This is a genomic window from Paramicrobacterium salitolerans (assembly GCF_051513965.1).
Taxonomy (GTDB): Bacteria; Actinomycetota; Actinomycetes; order Actinomycetales; family Microbacteriaceae; genus Paramicrobacterium.
In genome coordinates this window covers 951,282-968,837 of the sequence record NZ_CP195847.1, presented here as the reverse complement: position 1 = coordinate 968,837, position 17,556 = coordinate 951,282, and the positions used below count along the sequence as shown (strand labels likewise).

Annotated in this window: 19 protein-coding genes; 7 read left to right on the top strand and 12 right to left on the bottom strand. The window is 65.2% G+C overall.

Going from position 1 to position 17,556, the window contains the following annotated elements; genetic code table 11:
• Positions 1-11: 11 nt before the first annotated feature.
• From ACSAGD_RS04540 to ACSAGD_RS04525, 4 genes are read right to left on the bottom strand one after another with little or no spacing between them, the layout of a single operon-like run.
• Entirely contained in the window at positions 12-314 is a 303-nt protein-coding gene (locus tag ACSAGD_RS04540; protein WP_175985843.1) for a HigA family addiction module antitoxin, read from the bottom strand.
• Positions 301-582 (bottom strand): type II toxin-antitoxin system RelE/ParE family toxin, encoded by a 282-nt coding sequence (locus ACSAGD_RS04535; protein ID WP_437584543.1) that lies wholly within the window; start codon positions 580-582, stop codon positions 301-303. The genes ACSAGD_RS04540 and ACSAGD_RS04535 overlap by 14 nt, the downstream gene beginning before the upstream one ends.
• Positions 583-615: 33 nt before the next feature.
• Complete coding sequence (gene ychF, locus ACSAGD_RS04530; RefSeq protein WP_437584542.1) at positions 616-1,689, bottom strand: redox-regulated ATPase YchF; 1,074 nt, start codon at positions 1,687-1,689, stop codon at positions 616-618.
• 20 nt (positions 1,690-1,709) lie between these two features.
• Positions 1,710-2,456 (bottom strand): class I SAM-dependent methyltransferase, encoded by a 747-nt coding sequence (locus tag ACSAGD_RS04525; RefSeq protein WP_437584540.1) that lies wholly within the window; start codon positions 2,454-2,456, stop codon positions 1,710-1,712.
• A 103-nt stretch (positions 2,457-2,559) separates the two neighbouring features.
• Here ACSAGD_RS04525 and rmuC point away from each other — a divergent pair, with 103 nt between their 5' ends.
• Positions 2,560-3,834, top strand: coding sequence for a DNA recombination protein RmuC (rmuC, locus tag ACSAGD_RS04520; RefSeq protein WP_437584539.1), 1,275 nt, complete (start codon positions 2,560-2,562; stop codon positions 3,832-3,834).
• Here the strand turns inward: rmuC and glpX are convergent, their stop codons facing one another.
• Both glpX and ACSAGD_RS04510 read right to left on the bottom strand, forming a co-directional pair.
• Positions 3,835-4,830: a class II fructose-bisphosphatase gene (glpX, locus tag ACSAGD_RS04515; RefSeq protein WP_437584538.1), complete on the bottom strand. Its 996-nt coding sequence runs from the start codon at positions 4,828-4,830 to the stop codon at positions 3,835-3,837. It lies immediately after the preceding gene.
• A gap of 133 nt (positions 4,831-4,963) precedes the next feature.
• Positions 4,964-5,923, bottom strand: a complete 960-nt coding sequence (locus ACSAGD_RS04510; protein WP_437584537.1) for a fructose-bisphosphatase class II family protein — start codon at positions 5,921-5,923, stop codon at positions 4,964-4,966.
• Between the two features lie 98 nt (positions 5,924-6,021).
• On the opposite strand from ACSAGD_RS04510, the gene fbaA reads away from it, so the two are divergent.
• Positions 6,022-7,053 (top strand): class II fructose-bisphosphate aldolase, encoded by a 1,032-nt coding sequence (fbaA, locus tag ACSAGD_RS04505; RefSeq protein WP_437584536.1) that lies wholly within the window; start codon positions 6,022-6,024, stop codon positions 7,051-7,053.
• A 94-nt stretch (positions 7,054-7,147) separates the two neighbouring features.
• On the opposite strand, the gene ACSAGD_RS04500 is transcribed toward fbaA, so the two are convergent.
• Together ACSAGD_RS04500 and ACSAGD_RS04495 are read right to left on the bottom strand one after the other, a co-directional pair.
• Positions 7,148-7,771, bottom strand: coding sequence for a DUF6264 family protein (locus ACSAGD_RS04500; RefSeq protein ID WP_437584535.1), 624 nt, complete (start codon positions 7,769-7,771; stop codon positions 7,148-7,150).
• 7 nt (positions 7,772-7,778) lie between these two features.
• On the bottom strand, positions 7,779-8,813 hold the full coding sequence (locus ACSAGD_RS04495; protein ID WP_437585103.1) for a 4-hydroxy-3-methylbut-2-enyl diphosphate reductase: 1,035 nt from the start codon (positions 8,811-8,813) through the stop codon (positions 7,779-7,781).
• Between the two features lie 70 nt (positions 8,814-8,883).
• Between ACSAGD_RS04495 and xseA the strand changes: the two genes are divergently transcribed.
• The 5 genes from xseA to ACSAGD_RS04470 all read left to right on the top strand — a co-directional run bounded on the left by xseA (position 8,884) and on the right by ACSAGD_RS04470 (position 13,152).
• A complete protein-coding gene (gene xseA, locus ACSAGD_RS04490) occupies positions 8,884-10,101 on the top strand; it encodes an exodeoxyribonuclease VII large subunit (RefSeq protein ID WP_437584534.1) in 1,218 nt (405 codons plus the stop codon).
• A 32-nt stretch (positions 10,102-10,133) separates the two neighbouring features.
• A complete protein-coding gene (locus ACSAGD_RS04485) occupies positions 10,134-10,361 on the top strand; it encodes an exodeoxyribonuclease VII small subunit (protein ID WP_437584533.1) in 228 nt (75 codons plus the stop codon).
• A complete protein-coding gene (locus ACSAGD_RS04480) occupies positions 10,358-11,035 on the top strand; it encodes a DUF4245 domain-containing protein (RefSeq protein WP_437584532.1) in 678 nt (225 codons plus the stop codon). The genes ACSAGD_RS04485 and ACSAGD_RS04480 overlap by 4 nt, the downstream gene beginning before the upstream one ends.
• Positions 11,035-11,679: a carbonic anhydrase gene (locus ACSAGD_RS04475; protein WP_437584531.1), complete on the top strand. Its 645-nt coding sequence runs from the start codon at positions 11,035-11,037 to the stop codon at positions 11,677-11,679. The genes ACSAGD_RS04480 and ACSAGD_RS04475 overlap by 1 nt, the downstream gene beginning before the upstream one ends.
• A gap of 78 nt (positions 11,680-11,757) precedes the next feature.
• Positions 11,758-13,152: a class II fumarate hydratase gene (locus ACSAGD_RS04470; RefSeq protein ID WP_437584530.1), complete on the top strand. Its 1,395-nt coding sequence runs from the start codon at positions 11,758-11,760 to the stop codon at positions 13,150-13,152.
• Between the two features lie 73 nt (positions 13,153-13,225).
• On the opposite strand, the gene ACSAGD_RS04465 is transcribed toward ACSAGD_RS04470, so the two are convergent.
• From ACSAGD_RS04465 to ACSAGD_RS04450, 4 genes are all read right to left on the bottom strand, one after another.
• Entirely contained in the window at positions 13,226-14,209 is a 984-nt protein-coding gene (locus tag ACSAGD_RS04465) for an aldo/keto reductase (protein ID WP_437584529.1), read from the bottom strand.
• A 25-nt stretch (positions 14,210-14,234) separates the two neighbouring features.
• Entirely contained in the window at positions 14,235-14,795 is a 561-nt protein-coding gene (locus ACSAGD_RS04460) for a prepilin peptidase (protein ID WP_437584528.1), read from the bottom strand.
• 89 nt (positions 14,796-14,884) lie between these two features.
• On the bottom strand, positions 14,885-16,219 hold the full coding sequence (locus ACSAGD_RS04455; RefSeq protein ID WP_437585102.1) for a PhoH family protein: 1,335 nt from the start codon (positions 16,217-16,219) through the stop codon (positions 14,885-14,887).
• Positions 16,220-16,433: 214 nt separating this feature from the next.
• A complete protein-coding gene (locus ACSAGD_RS04450; protein WP_437584527.1) occupies positions 16,434-17,555 on the bottom strand; it encodes an aminotransferase class V-fold PLP-dependent enzyme in 1,122 nt (373 codons plus the stop codon).
• Position 17,556: the final 1 nt, after the last annotated feature.

Genomic DNA, 17,556 nt, shown 5'->3' with positions numbered 1-17,556 from the left:
CCCTCCAGACATCACGCGACCTGCAGCGGCGTGATCGACGCGATCTGATCCCCTGCAGCATCCTCTGCGCGATCCAGCTCGTAGTGGCTTTGCAGGTTGATCCAGAACTCAGCCGACGTGCCGAAGTACTTCGCCAGCCGCAACGCGGTGTCCGCGGTGATCCCCCGCTTGCCGTGCACGATCTCATTGATCCGACGCGGCGGCACCCCGATCGACACGGCGAGCTTGTTCTGAGTGATCCCGAACCCCTCGATGAAGTCCTCCATGAGGACCTCTCCAGGGTGGATCGGCTCGATCCTGTCAGTGATAGTCAACGATCTCCACCTCCTCTGGCCCAGCATCCGTCCACACGAAGCAGATTCGCCACTGGTCGTTGATCCTGATGCTGTACTGCCCGACCCGATCACCCTTCAGTGCTTCGAGCCGGTTGCCCGGCGGGACGCGAAGGTCGTCGAGCACCTCCGCCGCCCCCACCTGACGCAGCTTGCGCAGAGCAACCCGATGGATCCTGGGATCGATGGACCGCACGCGCTCACGACGCCACAGACGCTCGGTGTCCTTGCTGCCGAACGATCTGATCACGAGACCAGTGTATAACGCGGAGCGTCAATAACGCTATACGTTAAATCGGAACTCCACCACGTCGCCATCCTGCATGACGTAGTCCTTGCCCTCCATGCGCGCTTTGCCTTGCGCGCGCGCCTCCTGCACAGAACCGGCGTCGACGAGGTCGTCGAACGAAATGACCTCGGCCTTGATGAAGCCCTTTTCGAAGTCCGTGTGGATGACCCCGGCAGCCTGGGGAGCTTTCCATCCCTTGCCGATCGTCCATGCACGGGCTTCCTTCGGGCCAGCGGTCAGGTACGTCTGCAGACCGAGCGTGTCGAAGCCGACGCGAGCGAGCTGGTCGAGTCCCGACTCCTCCTGCCCGGTCGAGGCGAGCAGCTCCGCGGCATCCTCAGGGTCGAGATCGATGAGCTCCGACTCGATCTTCGCGTCAAGAAACACGGCCTCCGCGGGAGCGACAAGAGCTGCGAGCTCTTGCTTCTTCGCGGCATCCGCCAGAATCTCCTCATCGACGTTGAAGACGTAGATGAACGGCTTGGTCGTGAGAAGACCGAGCTCCTTGATCGGTTCGACGTCGATGGATACCGACGACAGCGGCGTTCCGCCCTGCAGCACCTCCATCGCCTCTTTGGCGGCGGCGAGCACCTCGGGACCGATCTTCTTGCCGCGGGCTTCCTTCTCGTAGCGCGGGATCGCACGTTCGATTGTTTCGAGGTCTGCGAGGATCAGCTCGGTATTGATCGTCTCCATGTCGGCCTGCGGATCGATCTTGCCGTCCACGTGCACGACGTCGCCGTCCGTGAACCCACGGACGACCTCGGCGATCGCGTCTGCCTCGCGGATGTTCGCGAGAAACTTGTTGCCGAGCCCTTCGCCCTCGCTCGCTCCGCGGACGATTCCGGCGATGTCGACGAATGAGACCGTTGCGGGCAGAATCCGCTCGCTGCCAAAGAGCCCGGCGAGCACGTCCAGACGTGCGTCAGGCAGGTTGACGACGCCCACGTTCGGCTCGATCGTCGCGAACGGATAGTTCGCAGCGAGAACCTGATTCTTCGTGAGAGCGTTGAAAAGAGTTGATTTGCCAACGTTGGGAAGTCCGACGATACCGATAGTGAGAGCCACGAGGCTCTATCGTACCGGCCTCAGCCTGAGAGCCGCGCCCGACTGCACTCGGTGATGTAGGGCAGTTCGACCACTCCGGCATCCGTGAGAACGCTCTGACCGACCTCACGAACCCGTTCGAAGATGTCGTTCTGCTCGTCAGGCGTTCGCAGGGAGACGTAGCTGAGGGACGCGATATATGTCTCCAGCTCATCGAGCGTGAGCGGTCGACGCCACTCCGTCGACCACGATTCGACCGGTTCGAAATACTCCCTCAGCTGCGGACTCTCCTCCTCCGCGTCGAAGTGCGGTGTCTTGCCGAGGATGTCTTCGAGCTGCCGCACCCAGGGAACTCTGTCGTCGTGCGCGTTCCACACGAGCGAGAGCAGTCCCCCAGACCGAAGCACCCGGGCGACCTCCGGCACCGCCGTATCGGCATCCACCCAGTGCCATGCCTGCGCCACGGTCACGACATCGACTGAGGCGCCATAGAGCGGAATGTCTTCGGCGGTTCCTTGACGTGAGTCCACGGTGGGAAGCCGTGCGATCAGCTGCTCGAGCATCTCGGCAGAAGGTTCCACTGCGACCACGTCGTACCCGCGAGCGACAAGCGCTTCGGTCAGCTTTCCGGTACCCGCACCGAGATCCAGAACTCGCCGAGCGTCATTCGGCACGAGCCACTCGATCGCATCATCGGGGTATGACGGCCGCGCAGCCTGATACTTCTGCGCCACACGGCCGAACGACCGCGCACGCTCTCCCGTCAGCTTGCTTCGCTCGCTCGTCATGAGGCAAGCCCAGCACAAGCTGCCTCGCTCCCGCAAGAGTTGCGAGGTCTGGCGGGCCGCGTGGTTCATCGGTCGTGTCGGTGGCCCCTGAGACACTGAGCGTATGGACGCAGCACTCCCCCTCATTCTCGGTTTGGTCATCGGAGCCGCCGTCGGCGCAGTCGTCGCCTGGGCGGCGTTTCTCATCAGGGCGAAAAGCAGAACGGATGCCGCGCATCCCGCGCTTCTCGAGGCACGCCACGAGCAGCAGCTGCAGACGATCCGATCGGAAGAAGCTGCGGCACGAGCTGATCTCATGGCGGATCTCGCTCGCATGGAGGCCACTGCCGAGCAGCTCCGCGCCCAGGTCACCCAATTCACTCGTGAGCGCGACGAACGTGCAGAACGAGATCGCGCGGAGAACACGCTTCTGCAGGCGATCGCACCTGTCAGGCAGAGTCTGCAGGATATGCAGCGCACGGTCGCGGAGCTCGAGGAGCAGCGACAGAAGCAACACGGCGAGCTATCGCAGCAGCTTCGAATCGCTGTGGCATCCGACGATCACCTGCGCAAGACCACCGACTCCCTTGCCGCCGCGCTCAGCAACAACTCCGTTCGCGGAGTCTGGGGCGAGACTCAGCTGCGCAGCGTCGTCGAAGCTGCCGGTCTGATCGAACGCGTCGACTTCGACGTACAGACGTCTATCTCATCGGATGCCGGCGCTGGACGCCCCGATATGGTCGTCCACCTGCCCGGCGGCAAGAACATCGCCGTCGATTCCAAGGTACCGATGGGCTCCTACCTCGAGGCGAGCGCCATTCCGGTCACCGCTGGCGGCGACGAAGCCGCCCGTCGCCAGTCGCTGATGAACGCCCATGTGAAGGCTGTGCGCGATCACATCACCGCTCTCGGGGGAAAGGCCTACTGGGACGGCCTCGAAGCGAGCCCGGAGCTCGTGATCGCATTTCTACCGAGCGAATCACTGATCTCCAGCGCCCTCGAAGCCGACCCTGGCCTCATGGAGTTCGCGTTCTCCAAGCGCGTCGCCCTCGCCTCGCCGGTCACTCTGTGGTCTGTGCTCAAGACCGTGGCCTTCAGCTGGCAGCAAGAGCTCGTCACCGCGGAGGCAAAGGAACTCTTCGACCTCAGCCGTGAGCTGTACAGCCGGGTGAGCACGATGGCGAACCACATCGACAAGCTCGGGCGCTCCGTGCGCTCGACGGTCACCGACTACAACCGTTTCGTCGGTTCGCTCGAGCGCACGGTACTGCCTTCGGCACGCAGACTCAATAAGGTCGACGGCACGAAGCTCATTCCCGAACTTCGTGAGGTCGAAGACGCCCCACGTGAGCTCGCTGCGGACGAGCTGGTCGCGGAACTTGACTCCGAGCGCCTCTGACTACGCCTCGTCGAGCCACTTCTGAGCGAGGTGGTCGGCTGAGATGCGTCGAATCGTGCCCGACTTCGAACGCAGCACCACGCTCGAGGTACGGATGATCGGCCCGAGGCGACGCACGCCATCAACGAGTCCGCCATCGGTGACACCGGTGGCGACGAAGAACGTGTTGTCACTGTTCACGAGCTCATCTGCCTCATAGACGTGGTCCATCTTGAGGCCCGCGTCGATCCCGCGCTGGCGCTCGTCATCGTCCTTCGGAGCCATGCGCCCCTGGATGAAGCCGCCGAGGCCCTTGAGGGCGCACGCAGTCACGATCCCCTCGGGGCTGCCTCCGATTCCGACGCACATGTCGATGCGAGTGCCGTACAGCGCGGCGTTGATACCGCCAGCGACATCGCCGTCGAGCATCAGCCTCGTACCAGCACCGGCCTCGCGAATGTCGTTGATCAACTGCTCGTGGCGCGGACGGTCGAGAACAGCAACCGTGAGGTCTTCGATCTTCTTGCCCTTGGCCTTGGCCAGTGCGCGCAGGTTCTCCCCGATCGGCTTGCGGATGTCGACGACACCGACGCCTTCCGCACCGGTGACGAGCTTGTCCATGTAGAACACGCTCGACGCGTCGAGCATGGTGCCTCGGTCAGAGACAGCGATGACGGAGAGGGCGTTCTGGCGGCCGGCCGCGGTCAGGCTCGTCCCGTCGATCGGGTCTACTGCCATGTCGCAGTGCGGGCCGCTGCCGTTGCCCACAGCTTCACCGTTGTAGAGCATCGGGGCTTCGTCCTTCTCTCCCTCCCCGATGACGACGCGTCCGTCGAAGTTGACGGTGCCGAGAAAGGCGCGCATGGCGTCGACGGCCGCTTTGTCAGCCGCATTTTTGTCGCCGCGTCCGATGAACGGCACGGCCCGGATCGCCGCCGCCTCAGTTGCCCGAACAAGTTCCAGGGCGAGGTTGCGGTCAGGGTGACGATAGTGGGATGCGGAGTCGGTTGTGCTCACGATGTCCTCTGTTTTGGCGGTGATAACGAAGTGGCCGGACGTTCACGCCGGTATCAGCCTATCCGCGCTCCCGCCGGTACACACTCACAAACGCCGAATTGCACAGGCGTGCACAGGAAGAGCAAGTCGCACGTCACTCGCCCTCGGGTACGAGATCGACGGGATGCCGCCACGTCACGTGACGCGGCTCCCCCACACCGTCGATGACGAGACTCTCGACGACGAGGCCGTCATCATCTCGGATCGGTGCGGCGAGTCCCGCTGCGGGAGTGACCGCTGAGAGAACGAACACACCAGGCTCGGCGGTGAGGTCCGACAGACGCAGAATGTCACCGTAGCGTTGGCCGACGGCATCCGCTTCGAACCTCTCGTCGTCGGTCTGCGGCACGAGCCGCGCCTGCATGTGCCCGCCGGATGCCGCGACGGCGACCGACGTCAGCACACCCTCGGGCGCACCGCCGATTCCGACGAGAAGATCGACGCCCTCTCCGCGGGCGGCGCGAAGCGACTCCACGACGTCGCCGTCCGCGAATGGAACCGGCTCCGCCCCGGCATCCGCCACCTCGTCGAGAAAGCGACGGTTGCGGGGGCGATCCTGCACGGCGACGCGGAGCTCGCTCACCGGTTTCTGCAGCTCGGAGGCCAGCACCATCAGGTTCTCCGTCAGCGAGCGTTCGAGCGACAGCGTCGCTCCGGCCGCTGTCGTGATGAGCTTCTCCATGTAGAAGACGCGTCCGGGGTCGAACAGGCTGCCTCTCGGCGCGACCGCCATGACCGCCACCGAGCCCGGTAGGTCCTCTGCGGCGAGCCGCGTGCCGTCGACGGGATCCACAGCGATATCGACCTCCGGGCCTCCCGCGCCGAGCTCCTCCCCGGCGTACAGCATGGGCGCTTTGTCCTTCTCGCCCTCCCCCACCACGATTCGCGCGCTGACAGGGACCGCTTCGAACGCAGAGCGAAGCGCCCGCACCGCCGCGTCGTCCACGGCGAACTTGTCATGCCGTCCAACGTGCACGGCTGCGGCGATCGCAGCCCGTTCGGTGACGCGGACGATGTGGTCTTGCAGAGCCCTGCTGGTCGCTTCGAAGTCCATGTGCCCATCATCCCGCAGCGCGTCACAGGGTGCGAGGGGTTGCGCGGCATCAGTAAGCTGTGGGGGCAAGCTAATGTCACGCCCCGCTAGGAGAAGTCATGCCCATCGCAACCCCGGAGCAGTACGCGCAGATGCTCGATAACGCCAAGGCGAAAGGCTTTGCGTTCCCGGCGTTCAACGTCTCGAGCTCACAGACCATCCACGCTGTGCTGCAGGGCCTCACCGAGGCCGGCTCCGACGGCATCATCCAGGTCACGACGGGCGGTGCCGACTACTTTGCGGGCCACACCGTGAAGAACCGTGCATCGGGCGCACTCGCGTTCGCGAAGTTCGTCACCGAGGTCGCCAAGAACTACCCCATCACGGTAGCCCTGCACACCGACCATTGCCCGAAGAACGCCCTCGACGACTTCGTGATGCCGCTCATCGCGGCCAGCGAAGAAGAGGTCAAGGCCGGCCGCAACCCGATCTTCCAGTCCCACATGTGGGACGGCTCGGCTGTTCCCCTCGATGAGAACATCCAGATCGCCGAAGACATGCTGAAGCGCACCAAGGCGATCAACGCCATCCTCGAGGTCGAGATCGGTGTCGTCGGCGGCGAAGAGGACGGCGTGAAGCACGAGGGCACGAACGACGCGCTCTACACGACGGTCGGTGACGTCACGAAGGCCGTCGAGGCTCTCGGCCTCGGTGAGAACGGCCGCTACATCGCCGCCCTGACCTTCGGAAACGTGCACGGCGTGTACAAGCCGGGCAATGTGAAGCTCCGTCCTGAGCTGCTCGGCGAGATCCAGGCCGGAATCGCAGAGAAGTTCGGCACCGCTGAGAAGCCGCTCGACCTCGTGTTCCACGGCGGCTCGGGTTCGAGCGACGCTGAGATCGCCGAAGCCGTGAAGAACGGTGTCATCAAGATGAACGTGGACACCGACACGCAGTACGCCTTCACACGCTCCATCGCCGGCTACATGTTCGAAAACTACGAGGGCGTCCTCAAGATCGACGGCGAGGTCGGCAACAAGAAGAAGTACGACCCGCGCGCCTGGGGCAAGGTCGCCGAGACCGCGATGGCGGCTCGCGTTGTCGAGTCGACGCGCCACCTGGGCTCGCACGGCAACTCGCTCACCATCTGAGTCGCCGACGCCGGTTCGAAAGGATGCCGCAGACCGCTGGGTCTGCGGCATCCTTTCGTTCTGAGTGGCCTGGTGCTGCGCGGTGTGCCGCGGGTCAGCCCGTCTGAGACATGTGCGTGACGTAGTCGCTGAACGCCGGGTCGTTCACCATCACGATGACGATCACGACGATGTAGATGATGTTCGCGATCACGCCGATCACGAATGGCACCCACCAGGCGATCTTGCCTGCCGCAAGGCGGCGCAGCGAGAGCATGAGCGCCATCACCCACAGAATGATGTGGGAGATCAGGATGACCCAGCCCATGGCGTTCGCGAACGTCTCATTCGTGTAGCTGCCGATTCCGAACTGCGCATAGGCCTGGGTCATGACATCGGGAAGCTCGAACATCGATGGCAACGTGGTCAGGACGCTGACCAGGCCCACGCCGAGCAGAACGAATGTGGCGATGCGGTCGCCTCGGCTCCTGCTTTCCGCGATCATGTCCGGCGTCGCCGGTGCGGGGCGCGGGGCATCGCGCCGGGCGGGTTCGGGTGTGCGGCGCCCGTCGTCTGCGATCGGAACGGACTCGTTGTCGTCCGTCGCGGGCTGACGGATGGCCGCGCGCTGCTGCTCAGGCGTGGCGTATTCGCCGTACTGCGGCTTCGGCCGCTCGGCGTACTCACCGTACGCCGGCTTCGGGCGCTTCTCGGGTTCTCTGTCGCTTGTGTCGCTCATAGCTCTGTCAGTGTCGCGAGCGCCCGCCGAGCGCACGCGCGTCGCGGTTTCCGTTCAGGTCTCTGCGAAGCTCCTTCGGGAGGGAGAACATCAGGTCCTCCTCCGCGGTCGTGATGCGCTCGACATCCGCGTAACCCGCGTCAGCCAGGTCGGCGAGGACCTCCTGAACGAGCACCTCCGGCACGGACGCTCCGCTCGTGACTCCGACGACGGCGACGTCGTCGAACCATTCCTGCTTCATCTCGGACGCGTAATCGATGCGGTACGCCGCTTTCGCCCCGTTCTCAAGGGCGACCTCGACCAGCCGAACCGAGTTGGAGGAGTTCGCAGATCCGACCACGATGACGAGCTCGGCATCCTCTGCGACCTTCTTGATCGCGACCTGACGGTTCTGCGTCGCGTAGCAGATGTCGTCGCTGGGTGGGTCCTGCAGATTGGGGAATCTCGCGCGGAGACGGTCCACAGTCTCCATCGTCTCGTCGACAGAGAGCGTCGTCTGAGAAAGCCACACGACCTTGTCCGGGTTGCGCACGTCGACCGTGTCAGCCTCATCCGGACTCCCCACGAGCGTGACGTGGTCGGGCGCTTCGCCCGCTGTGCCCTCGACCTCCTCGTGACCCTCGTGCCCGATCAGGAGAATCTCATAGTCATCTCGGGCGAATCGCACGGCCTCGCGGTGCACCTTGGTGACGAGCGGGCACGTCGCGTCGATCGCGTGAAGGCTGCGCTCGGATGCTGCGTTGACGACCGCCGGCGACACACCGTGCGCGCTGAAGACGATGTGCTCTCCCTCGGGAACCTCATCGACTTCGTTCACGAAGATGGCGCCCTTGCCCTCGAGCTCGGAGACAACGTGCACGTTGTGCACGATCTGCTTGCGGACATACACCGGGGCTCCGTAGTGCTCCAGAGCCTTCTCGACCGCGATCACAGCACGGTCGACTCCCGCGCAGTAGCCGCGCGGCGCGGCGAGCAGGACACGCTTGTGTCCGGCCACCGGGATATCCTTGAGCTTCGACGAAGCACCGGGAACTCTCGGCATCGGAAGGTTGATGGTCACGTCGCTCACGTCTACGAGTCTAGGCCGGAGCGTCTGAGGAAGGTTTGGGAGCATGGCGAACGGCCCCGCGACATTCGAGAACCCCTGGCCCGTCGCGGAGCTCGGACACAAGCTGCGCGATTACATCGAGCGCCTCGGCACAGTCTGGATCGAGGGCGAGATCACCCAGTGGGGCGTTTCAGGGCGCAATGTCTTCGGCAAGCTCAAAGATTTGGATGCCGATGCGACGGTGAGCTTCACGATCTGGCAGTCCGTCCGTCAGAAGATTCCCGCCGATCTCAAGCAGGGCGACCACGTCGTCGCTCTCGTGAAGGTGAACTACTGGGTCAAGGGCGGCACGCTCACCATGCAGGTGCTGCAGATGAAGCACGTCGGCCTCGGCGATCTGCTCGAACGGCTTGAGCGCCTCCGCGCGCAGCTGGCGTCTGAGGGTCTCTTCGAGCTCGAGCGCAAGAAGAAGCTGCCGTTCCTCCCGGGGTGCATCGGTCTCGTCACGGGGAAGGACTCCGATGCCGAGAAGGACGTCCTCAGAAACGCGCAGCTGCGGTGGCCCGCTGTGCAGTTCCGCATCGAGTACTCAGCCGTGCAGGGCGATCGCACGGTGTCCGAGGTGGTCGCCGCGATCGAGAAGTTGGATGCCGATCCCGACGTCGACGTCATCATCGTCGCGCGCGGAGGCGGCGACTTCCAGAATCTGCTCGGCTTCTCCGACGAGCGCGTGGTGCGCGCGGCCGCGGCCTGCACGACCCCGATCGTGAGCGCGATCGGTCACGAGGCGGACCGCCCCATCCTCGACGACGTCGCCGATCTTCGAGCATCCACTCCCACGGATGCCGCGAAGCGCGTGGTGCCCGATGTCGCCGAGCAGCAGCTGCTCATCCAGCAGTCCCGTGCGCGACTCGCTGGCCGCATGACCACGCTCGTCACGCATGAGATGAGCCGGCTCGAACAGCTCCGGTCACGGCCGGCCCTCGCCTCGCACACCTGGATCATCGACCAGCGGGCCGAGGACCTCACCCGCTATGTAGCGCGCGGCGCCGAACTCATCGACCGCTTCATCGAACGCGAGCAGAACCGCACAGCGGAGCTTGCGGCTTCCGTTCGCGCCCTCTCCCCGCAGCGAACTCTCGACCGCGGCTACGCAATCGCTCAGAAGGCTGATGGTTCCGTCGTTCGCGGGGTGGCCGACGCACCCGACGGCACCGAGCTCAGCGTGACCCTCGCCGATGGTGCGCTGACGGCGCTCTCCCAAGGCGCTCGGGAGCGGTGATCACGCTCAGCCGCCGCCGGTAGGATGGTGATATGTCTTCCACTCCTGACGTCGCTGAGCTCAGCTACGAAGAGGCCCGTGACGAACTCGTGCGTGTTGTCGCCGAGCTCGAGCAGGGAGCATCCACCCTTGAGCAGTCTCTCGCTCTGTGGGAGCGCGGAGAGGCTCTCGCCCAGCGCTGCGAGGAGTGGCTCCTCGGTGCCAAGAAGCGCCTCGAGGCCGCCCGGGTCGCGCAGAGCGAGGCCGCAGAAGCCGAATGAGCCCTCGCACACAGCCGCGGGTCGTCGCGGAGCTCGGACGCCCGGAGACGCCGGAGGAGACCGCCGCGCGCAAGGCGGAGGACTCCCGCAAATACCGCATGCGGAAGACGGTCAACAATCTCGTCTTCTCGCTTCTGGCAACGCTCGGTCTCGTACTCGTCATCGTGATGATCGTGCCGCGCAGCGACACCTCTTACCTTCCTGACGTCGACTATCACGAGGCCGCCCAGCAGGCACAGGCATCCCTCGACGTGACCATCATGGATCCAAAGCTGCCCGACGGCTGGACGAGCAACGCCGCCACGTTGAGCACCGCCGAGGAGCCGCGCATCTCTGACTGGTACATCGGGCTCATCACGCCGGACGAACAGTACATCGGCATCCGCCAGGGCTTCGACGCCGACGCCACGTGGCAGTCGCAGCAGCTCAAGGGCACGTTCGCCGACACGACGGTGACGATCGACGGCGTCGAATGGACGGTGTATGACAACCGGGATGCCGCGAAGACGGACGATCTCGGCAATGTCGAGTACGCCCTCGCGACCGAGTCCGGCTCGAGCACGGTCATCATCTACGGAACCGCAAAAGACAAGGACTTCCACACTGTCGCGGAAGCCATTGCCGATCAGGTCAAGGCCAACGCAACACAGGATGAGTCGAAGGGAACCAGCTGATGCCTCAGAAGCGGCCAGGAAAAGCGTGGATGGAGATGGTGCGGGGTAACAACCGCTTCGTCGAGGGCAAGCCCCGCCACCCCCGTCAGGGCATCGACCGTCGCGAGTCCCTCGCACACGTGCAGAACCCCGACGTCGTTCTGTTCGGATGCTCCGACTCTCGCCTTGCCGCAGAGATCATCTTCGACAAGGGTCTCGGCGACCTCTTCGTCGTCCGCAACGCCGGTCAGGTCGTCTCCGAGTCCGCGATTGGCTCACTCGAGTACGCCGTGGGCGTGCTCAACGTACCGCTCGTCGTGATCCTCGGACACGACGAATGCGGCGCCGTAGCCGCCGCGATCGAGTCGCAGAAGCCGGATGCCGCGCCCCTGCCGCCCGCGATCAACAGCCTCGTCACGCAGATCGTCCCTTCCGTGAAGGAGGCCGCCGCAGCGGCATCCGTCTCGCCTGACAAGGCTGACCCTGTGGAGGCCGGACGCCTGCACATCCAGCACACAATCGCGCAGATGCTCGAGCAGTCCGAGATGATCAGCGAGGCGGTCGCGGCTGGCACGCTCGGCATCGTCGGCGCGAACTACAAGCTCGCAGAGGGGCGCGTGGTCGTCGACACGATGGTCGGCATCACCGAGCTCCCTGAGGAATAGCACGCGGTCACGACCGCACAGCAGCAGACGCCCCGAAACACACCGCGCACTGATGCGCAGACCAGCAAGGAGGAAACCGTGGCCGACACCGAGTACCGCATCGAACACGACACGATGGGCGAGGTGAGAGTCCCCGTCAACGCGCTCTATGGCGCACAGACGCAGCGAGCAGTGCAGAACTTCCCGATCTCCGGCAGCGGCCTCGAGTCCGCTCAGATCGCGGCTCTCGCGCGCATCAAGAAGTCGGCGGCTCTCGCCAACAAGGAGCTCGGCGTGCTCGACGGACAGATCGCCGACGCGATCGCAGCCGCCGCCGATGACGTGATCACGGGTGAGTACGACAGCCACTTCCCCGTCGACACGTACCAGACCGGGTCCGGAACGTCCTCGAACATGAACATGAACGAGGTGCTCGCGGCGCTCGCCTCGAAGCGACTCGGCTCTGATGTCCACCCGAACGACCACGTCAACTGCTCGCAGTCGTCGAACGATGTGTTCCCGACCTCGGTGCACATCGCCGTCACGAGCGCGCTCATCGACGAACTCGTGCCGGCGCTCGACCACCTCGCCGTCGCGCTCGAGGCGAAGGCCGAGCTGTGGAAGGAAGCCGTCAAGTCGGGTCGCACGCACCTGATGGACGCCACGCCCGTCACCCTCGGCCAGGAGTTCGGCGGCTACGCCCGACAGATCCGCCTCGGTATCGAGCGGGTTCGCGCGGCGCTCCCTCGCGTCGCCGAGGTTCCCCTGGGCGGCACGGCGACCGGAACGGGCATCAACACCCCGAAGGGATTCCCACAGCTCGTCATCAAGCTGCTTCAGGACGAGACAGAGCTTCCGATCACGGAGGCTGTGGATCACTTCGAGGCTCAGGCCAACCGCGACGGCCTGGTCGAGGCTTCCGGTGCGCTGCGTTCGATCGCGGTCAGCCTGACGAAGATCTGCAACGACCTGCGTTGGATGGGCTCCGGCCCCAACACGGGCCTCGGCGAACTGCACATTCCCGACCTCCAGCCCGGTTCGTCGATCATGCCGGGCAAGGTCAACCCGGTCATTCCGGAGGCTGTCCTCATGGTCGCCGCGCGGGTGATCGGAAACGACGCCACGATCGCGTGGGGCGGCAGCTCCGGCGCGTTCGAGCTCAACGTGCAGATCCCGGTGATGGGAACGGCCCTGCTCGAGTCGATCCGTCTGCTCTCCAACGCGTCTCGCGTTCTCGCCGACAAGACCGTCGCCGGTCTCGAGGCGAACCTTGACCGTGCTGCCGAGCTGGCGGGAATGTCGCCGTCGACCGTGACACCGCTCAACAAGATCATCGGCTACGAAGCTGCGGCGAAGATCGCCAAGCACGCTGTGGCCGAAAGCATGACTGTTCGTGACGCTGTCATCTCACTCGGCTACGTGGAGCGCGGCGAGATCACCGAGGACCAGCTGGACTCTGCTCTCGACCTGCTCTCGATGACGCACCCGAACTGATCACAGAGCCACGCGACGACGGGCGGACGCGGCATCAGCCTCGTCCGCCCGTTCGCTTCTCAGAGCCGGGTGCTCACCACCGATGATGCACGGCGGCTCGGAAGCTCTCGTCGTAGATGCGGCGCACAGCATCGAGGTACTCCGTGGGCAGCGGCGCAAGCTCACCCGCGGCTGCGTTGGCACGCGCCTGCTCCGGAGAGCGCGCACCCGGAATGACAGAGGTCACACCGGCCTGCTGCGTGGCCCAGGCGAGTGCCGCCTGCGCCGGCGTCGCTCCGACGGGCGCGAGCTGCGCGAGTTCGCGTGCTGCCCGCACGCCGTCGGTGAAGTCCACGCCTGAGAACGTCTCGCCCACGTCGAACGCCTCACCGCTCCGGTTGAACGTGCGATGGTCGTCGGCCGAGAAGCTGGTGTCTTCGTCGTAGCGCGCGGTGAGGAGTCCCGAGGCGAGCGGAACCCGTACGATGATGCCGACGCCGGCCTCGGCAGCCGCGGGCAGCACACGGTCGAGCGGCTTCAGACGGAAGGGATTGAGGATGATCTGGACTGTCGCGGTTCCAGGTCGGGCGATCGCGGCGAGAGCCTGATCGCACTCCTCGACGCTCACACCGTAGTTCGCGATGGCCCCCTCATCGACGAGGGTGTCGAGGGCGTCGAAGACCTCGTCGCTGTGGAACACGGGGGTCGGCGGGCAGTGCAGCTGCACGAGGTCCAGAGTCTCGACATCGAGATTGCGGCGTGACCGGTCCGTCCAGGCGCGAAAATTCTGGAGCACGTAGTTCTCGGGGAGTTGATCGACGCGGCGCCCCATCTTCGTGGCGACGGTGAGCGGCGCATCAGGGTGAGACGCACGGTAGCGTCCGATGAGCTGTTCGCTCCGCCCGTCTCCGTAGACGTCGGCAGTGTCGAAGAAGGTGATGCCGCTCGAGACGGCGGCGTCGAGAACGGCGAGGGCGTCGTTCTCTGATACATCTCCCCAATCGGCCCCGAGCTGCCAGGTTCCGAGACCGATGATGGATACGGGTCGCCCCGTTCTCCCCAAGATTCGTTGTTCCATGCAACGATCCTAGGTGGTCGGACGCTCAGACGGGAGCGACGGCGTGCGCAGCGACGCCGATCCAGAACCCGGCAAGCAGGAACGGCCCAAACGGGATGCGATGCGTTGCCGCTCGATGCCGGGTAGCCATCGCCCACGCACCGGCGAGCGCGCCGAGGGCGAATGCCGCGGCGAAACCGACCATCGCAGAGGTGAGGCCGAGCGCTCCGAGAAGCATCCCGAGCACACCCGCGAGTTTGACGTCGCCCATTCCCATGCCACCCAGAAGGTGCATGAGCACGAAGCCCGCGAGCGCGATGCCCGCGACGATGAGGGGCAGCGCGGGCGACGCTCCCGTCGTGAAAAGGTGCGCGGCGATTGACACGGCTGCCACTGGGTAGCACGGCAGCACGAGCACGTTTGGAAGCCGATGCTGAGTGACGTCGGTGGCCGCGAGAGGCCAGGTGACGACCGCGATCGAGAGCAGCCCTGTGAGAAGCCACGACCAGCCGACGGCGGCGAACACCAAGACTGCGAGCGCGGCCGCGGAGAGGCAGAGCGGTATGAGTTCCAGCGTTCGCGGGCGTGCGAGTGTCTGCTCGGTCATGCCCGTGACACTACTGATTTCCGTGTACCGGCGCGGCGGTTATCCACAGGTGGGGTCGGGATGCCGGCATCCCGACCCAACCTCGTGGCTCACGAGAGCTCGTTGCCCTCCAGCATCTCGGTGACGAGCGCCGCAATCGCGCTGCGTTCGGAGCGCGTGAGGGTGACGTGCCCGAAGAGCGCCTGGCCTTTCAGCGCCTCGATCACGGACGCAACGCCGTCGTGGCGACCCACGCGCAGGTTGTCGCGCTGGGCGACGTCGTGGGTGAGGACGACCCTCGAGTTCTGTCCGATGCGGGAGAGCACGGTCAAAAGGACGTTCCGCTCGAGCGACTGCGCCTCGTCGACGATCACGAAGGCGTCGTGGAGCGAACGACCGCGGATGTGCGTGAGCGGAAGCACTTCGATGAGCCCCCGCTCGATCACCTCATCGACGACGTTCTGCGAGACGACCGAGCCGAGCGTGTCGTAGACCGCCTGCCCCCACGGGTTCATTTTGTCGCCCTGATCTCCCGGAAGGTATCCGAGTTCCTGCCCGCCAACGGCGTACAGAGGCCGGAAGACCATGATCTTGCGGTGCATCTGGCGTTCCAGCACGGCTTCGAGACCGGCGCAGAGTGCGAGCGCGGACTTCCCCGTTCCGGCTCGCCCTCCCAACGACACGATGCCGACGCTCGGATCGAGCAGCAGATCGATCGCGAGTCGCTGCTCCGCCGAGCGACCCCGAAGGCCGAAGATCTCCCGGTCTCCGTTCACGAGCCTCGCCGTGCCGTCGGGCATCACCCGCCCGAGCGCTGAACCGCGCTCGGAGTGGACGACGAGACCCGTGTTGGTCGGCAGCCCCGTGATGTGCTCCGACGGGAGCTCATCGTTCTCGTACATCGACGCCATCTCGTCCGCACCCACGTACACCCGGGACAGGCCGGCCCAGCTGTCGTCGCCTGCGAGTTCGTGGCGATACTCCTCGGCGGAGAGGCCGATCGAGGATGCCTTGACGCGCATCGGAAGGTCTTTCGAGACGACCGTGACGTCGAGTCCGTCATTCGAGAGGTTCTGTGCGACGGCGAGGATGCGGGAGTCGTTGTCTCCCAGTTGCAGCCCGCTGGGCAGAACGGTCATGTTGCTGTGGTTGAGCTCGACTCGCAGGCTCCCTCCCTCGCCCACGGGGACGGGAAAGTCGAGCCGCCCGTGGGTCACGCGCAGCTCGTCGAGAAGCCGCAGCGCCTGCCGGGCGAAGTACCCGATCTCAGGATCGTGGCGTTTTTTCTCGAGTTCGCCGATCACGACGACGGGAATCACCACGTCGTGCTCCGCGAAGCGGAACAGCGCGCGCGGATCGGACAGCAGAACCGAGGTATCGAGCACGTAGGTTCGCTGCGTCTGCTTCGTCGATGAATCGGAAGCAGCGTGCGAACGCCGGTCGATGTCGGGAACTCTCTGCGTGGTTTCGCTGGCAGTCACGTCAGGCTCCTACCCCGAGCGGATGTCGCTCGGATCTCTCGGCGGGCCGTCCGTACCATTCGAGTCGAACTTCCGGCCGGCTCGATCAGGTGATGCACCTGATATGCCTGACGCTACGTCTCCCTCTCCAGCGGCGACCGTCGCCACGCCGCGATTCGCGGTGACGAATGAGTGAACATCACGTTGCGGACGAGCGGAACACCAGAAGCGCCTGCCTCAGCATGCGCATGGTGGCGTCTTCGGTTCCCGCATGGATGCTGAAGCGCACCGTGTCTCCGCGGGTGGTGGTCGTCAGCCCCGTGTTGTGCAACGCAGCCCCCAGGGCTCCGAGCTGGCTCTCCTCGGGGCGTACGACCACGATTCCCGAACGGTTCTCTCGTCGGCGCGGCGATACAAGGGGCAGCCCGACCTCATCGAGCAGGTCGATCGCCTCGTCGGTGCGGTCGAGCGCGGCATCCTGAATCGCTGTGATGCCGACTGCATTGGTCTCTTCGATGGATGCCGCGAGGCGAGCGCACGCCACGAAGTCGGGCCGCGTCACGCTGAACGCACGCGCTGATCCCACGGCGGGCTCCGGCACGTGGCCCCAGGGCTCGTCCTCGACGGTTCCGGTGTAGCCGGAGATCACCGGCTGCAGCCGTTCGAGGGCACGATCGCTCAGCGCGAGGAACCCGGTTCCCCACCCCGCGCGCAGCCACTTCTGGCCGCCCGTGACAACCACGTCGGCGGCAGAGTAATCCGCGTCGACGAGACCCGCGCCTTGGATCGCATCGACGATCAGAAGCCGGTCGCCGATGACGTCCCTAATCGCCGCGAGGTCGGTGCAGAAACCGGTGCGCGCATCGACGAGTGCGACTGCGACAGCGGTCACGTCTCCGCCCAGCGCCTGTGACACGACGTCAGCGCTCATGTGTCCGGCAGCACCGTCGATCCACGTGATCGACAGGCGGTCGCGGGTCTCCTGCGCACGAACCGCCGCCGTCGTCATGCTCGGGAACTCGTCACGCGACATCACGACGTGCCCGTCGAGCCCGAAGAAGACACTCATGAGGCCCATGCTCGTGTTCGGCACAGGAACGACGCCTTCGGCCTCAAGGCCGGTCATCGCGCTGACGGCATCCGCGAGTCTCTCCTGCTGAGCGAGCGCCCGGCCGACCGCACCGAATCGCATCCGCGCGAGCGAATCGTATTCAGCGCGCAGCTCCTCGCGAACGGTTCCGGACAGCGGCCCGACAGATGCGTAGTTCAGGTAGCCGGGCTCGTCGTCGAACCCCCGACGGAAATCTTCGATCGTCGTCACA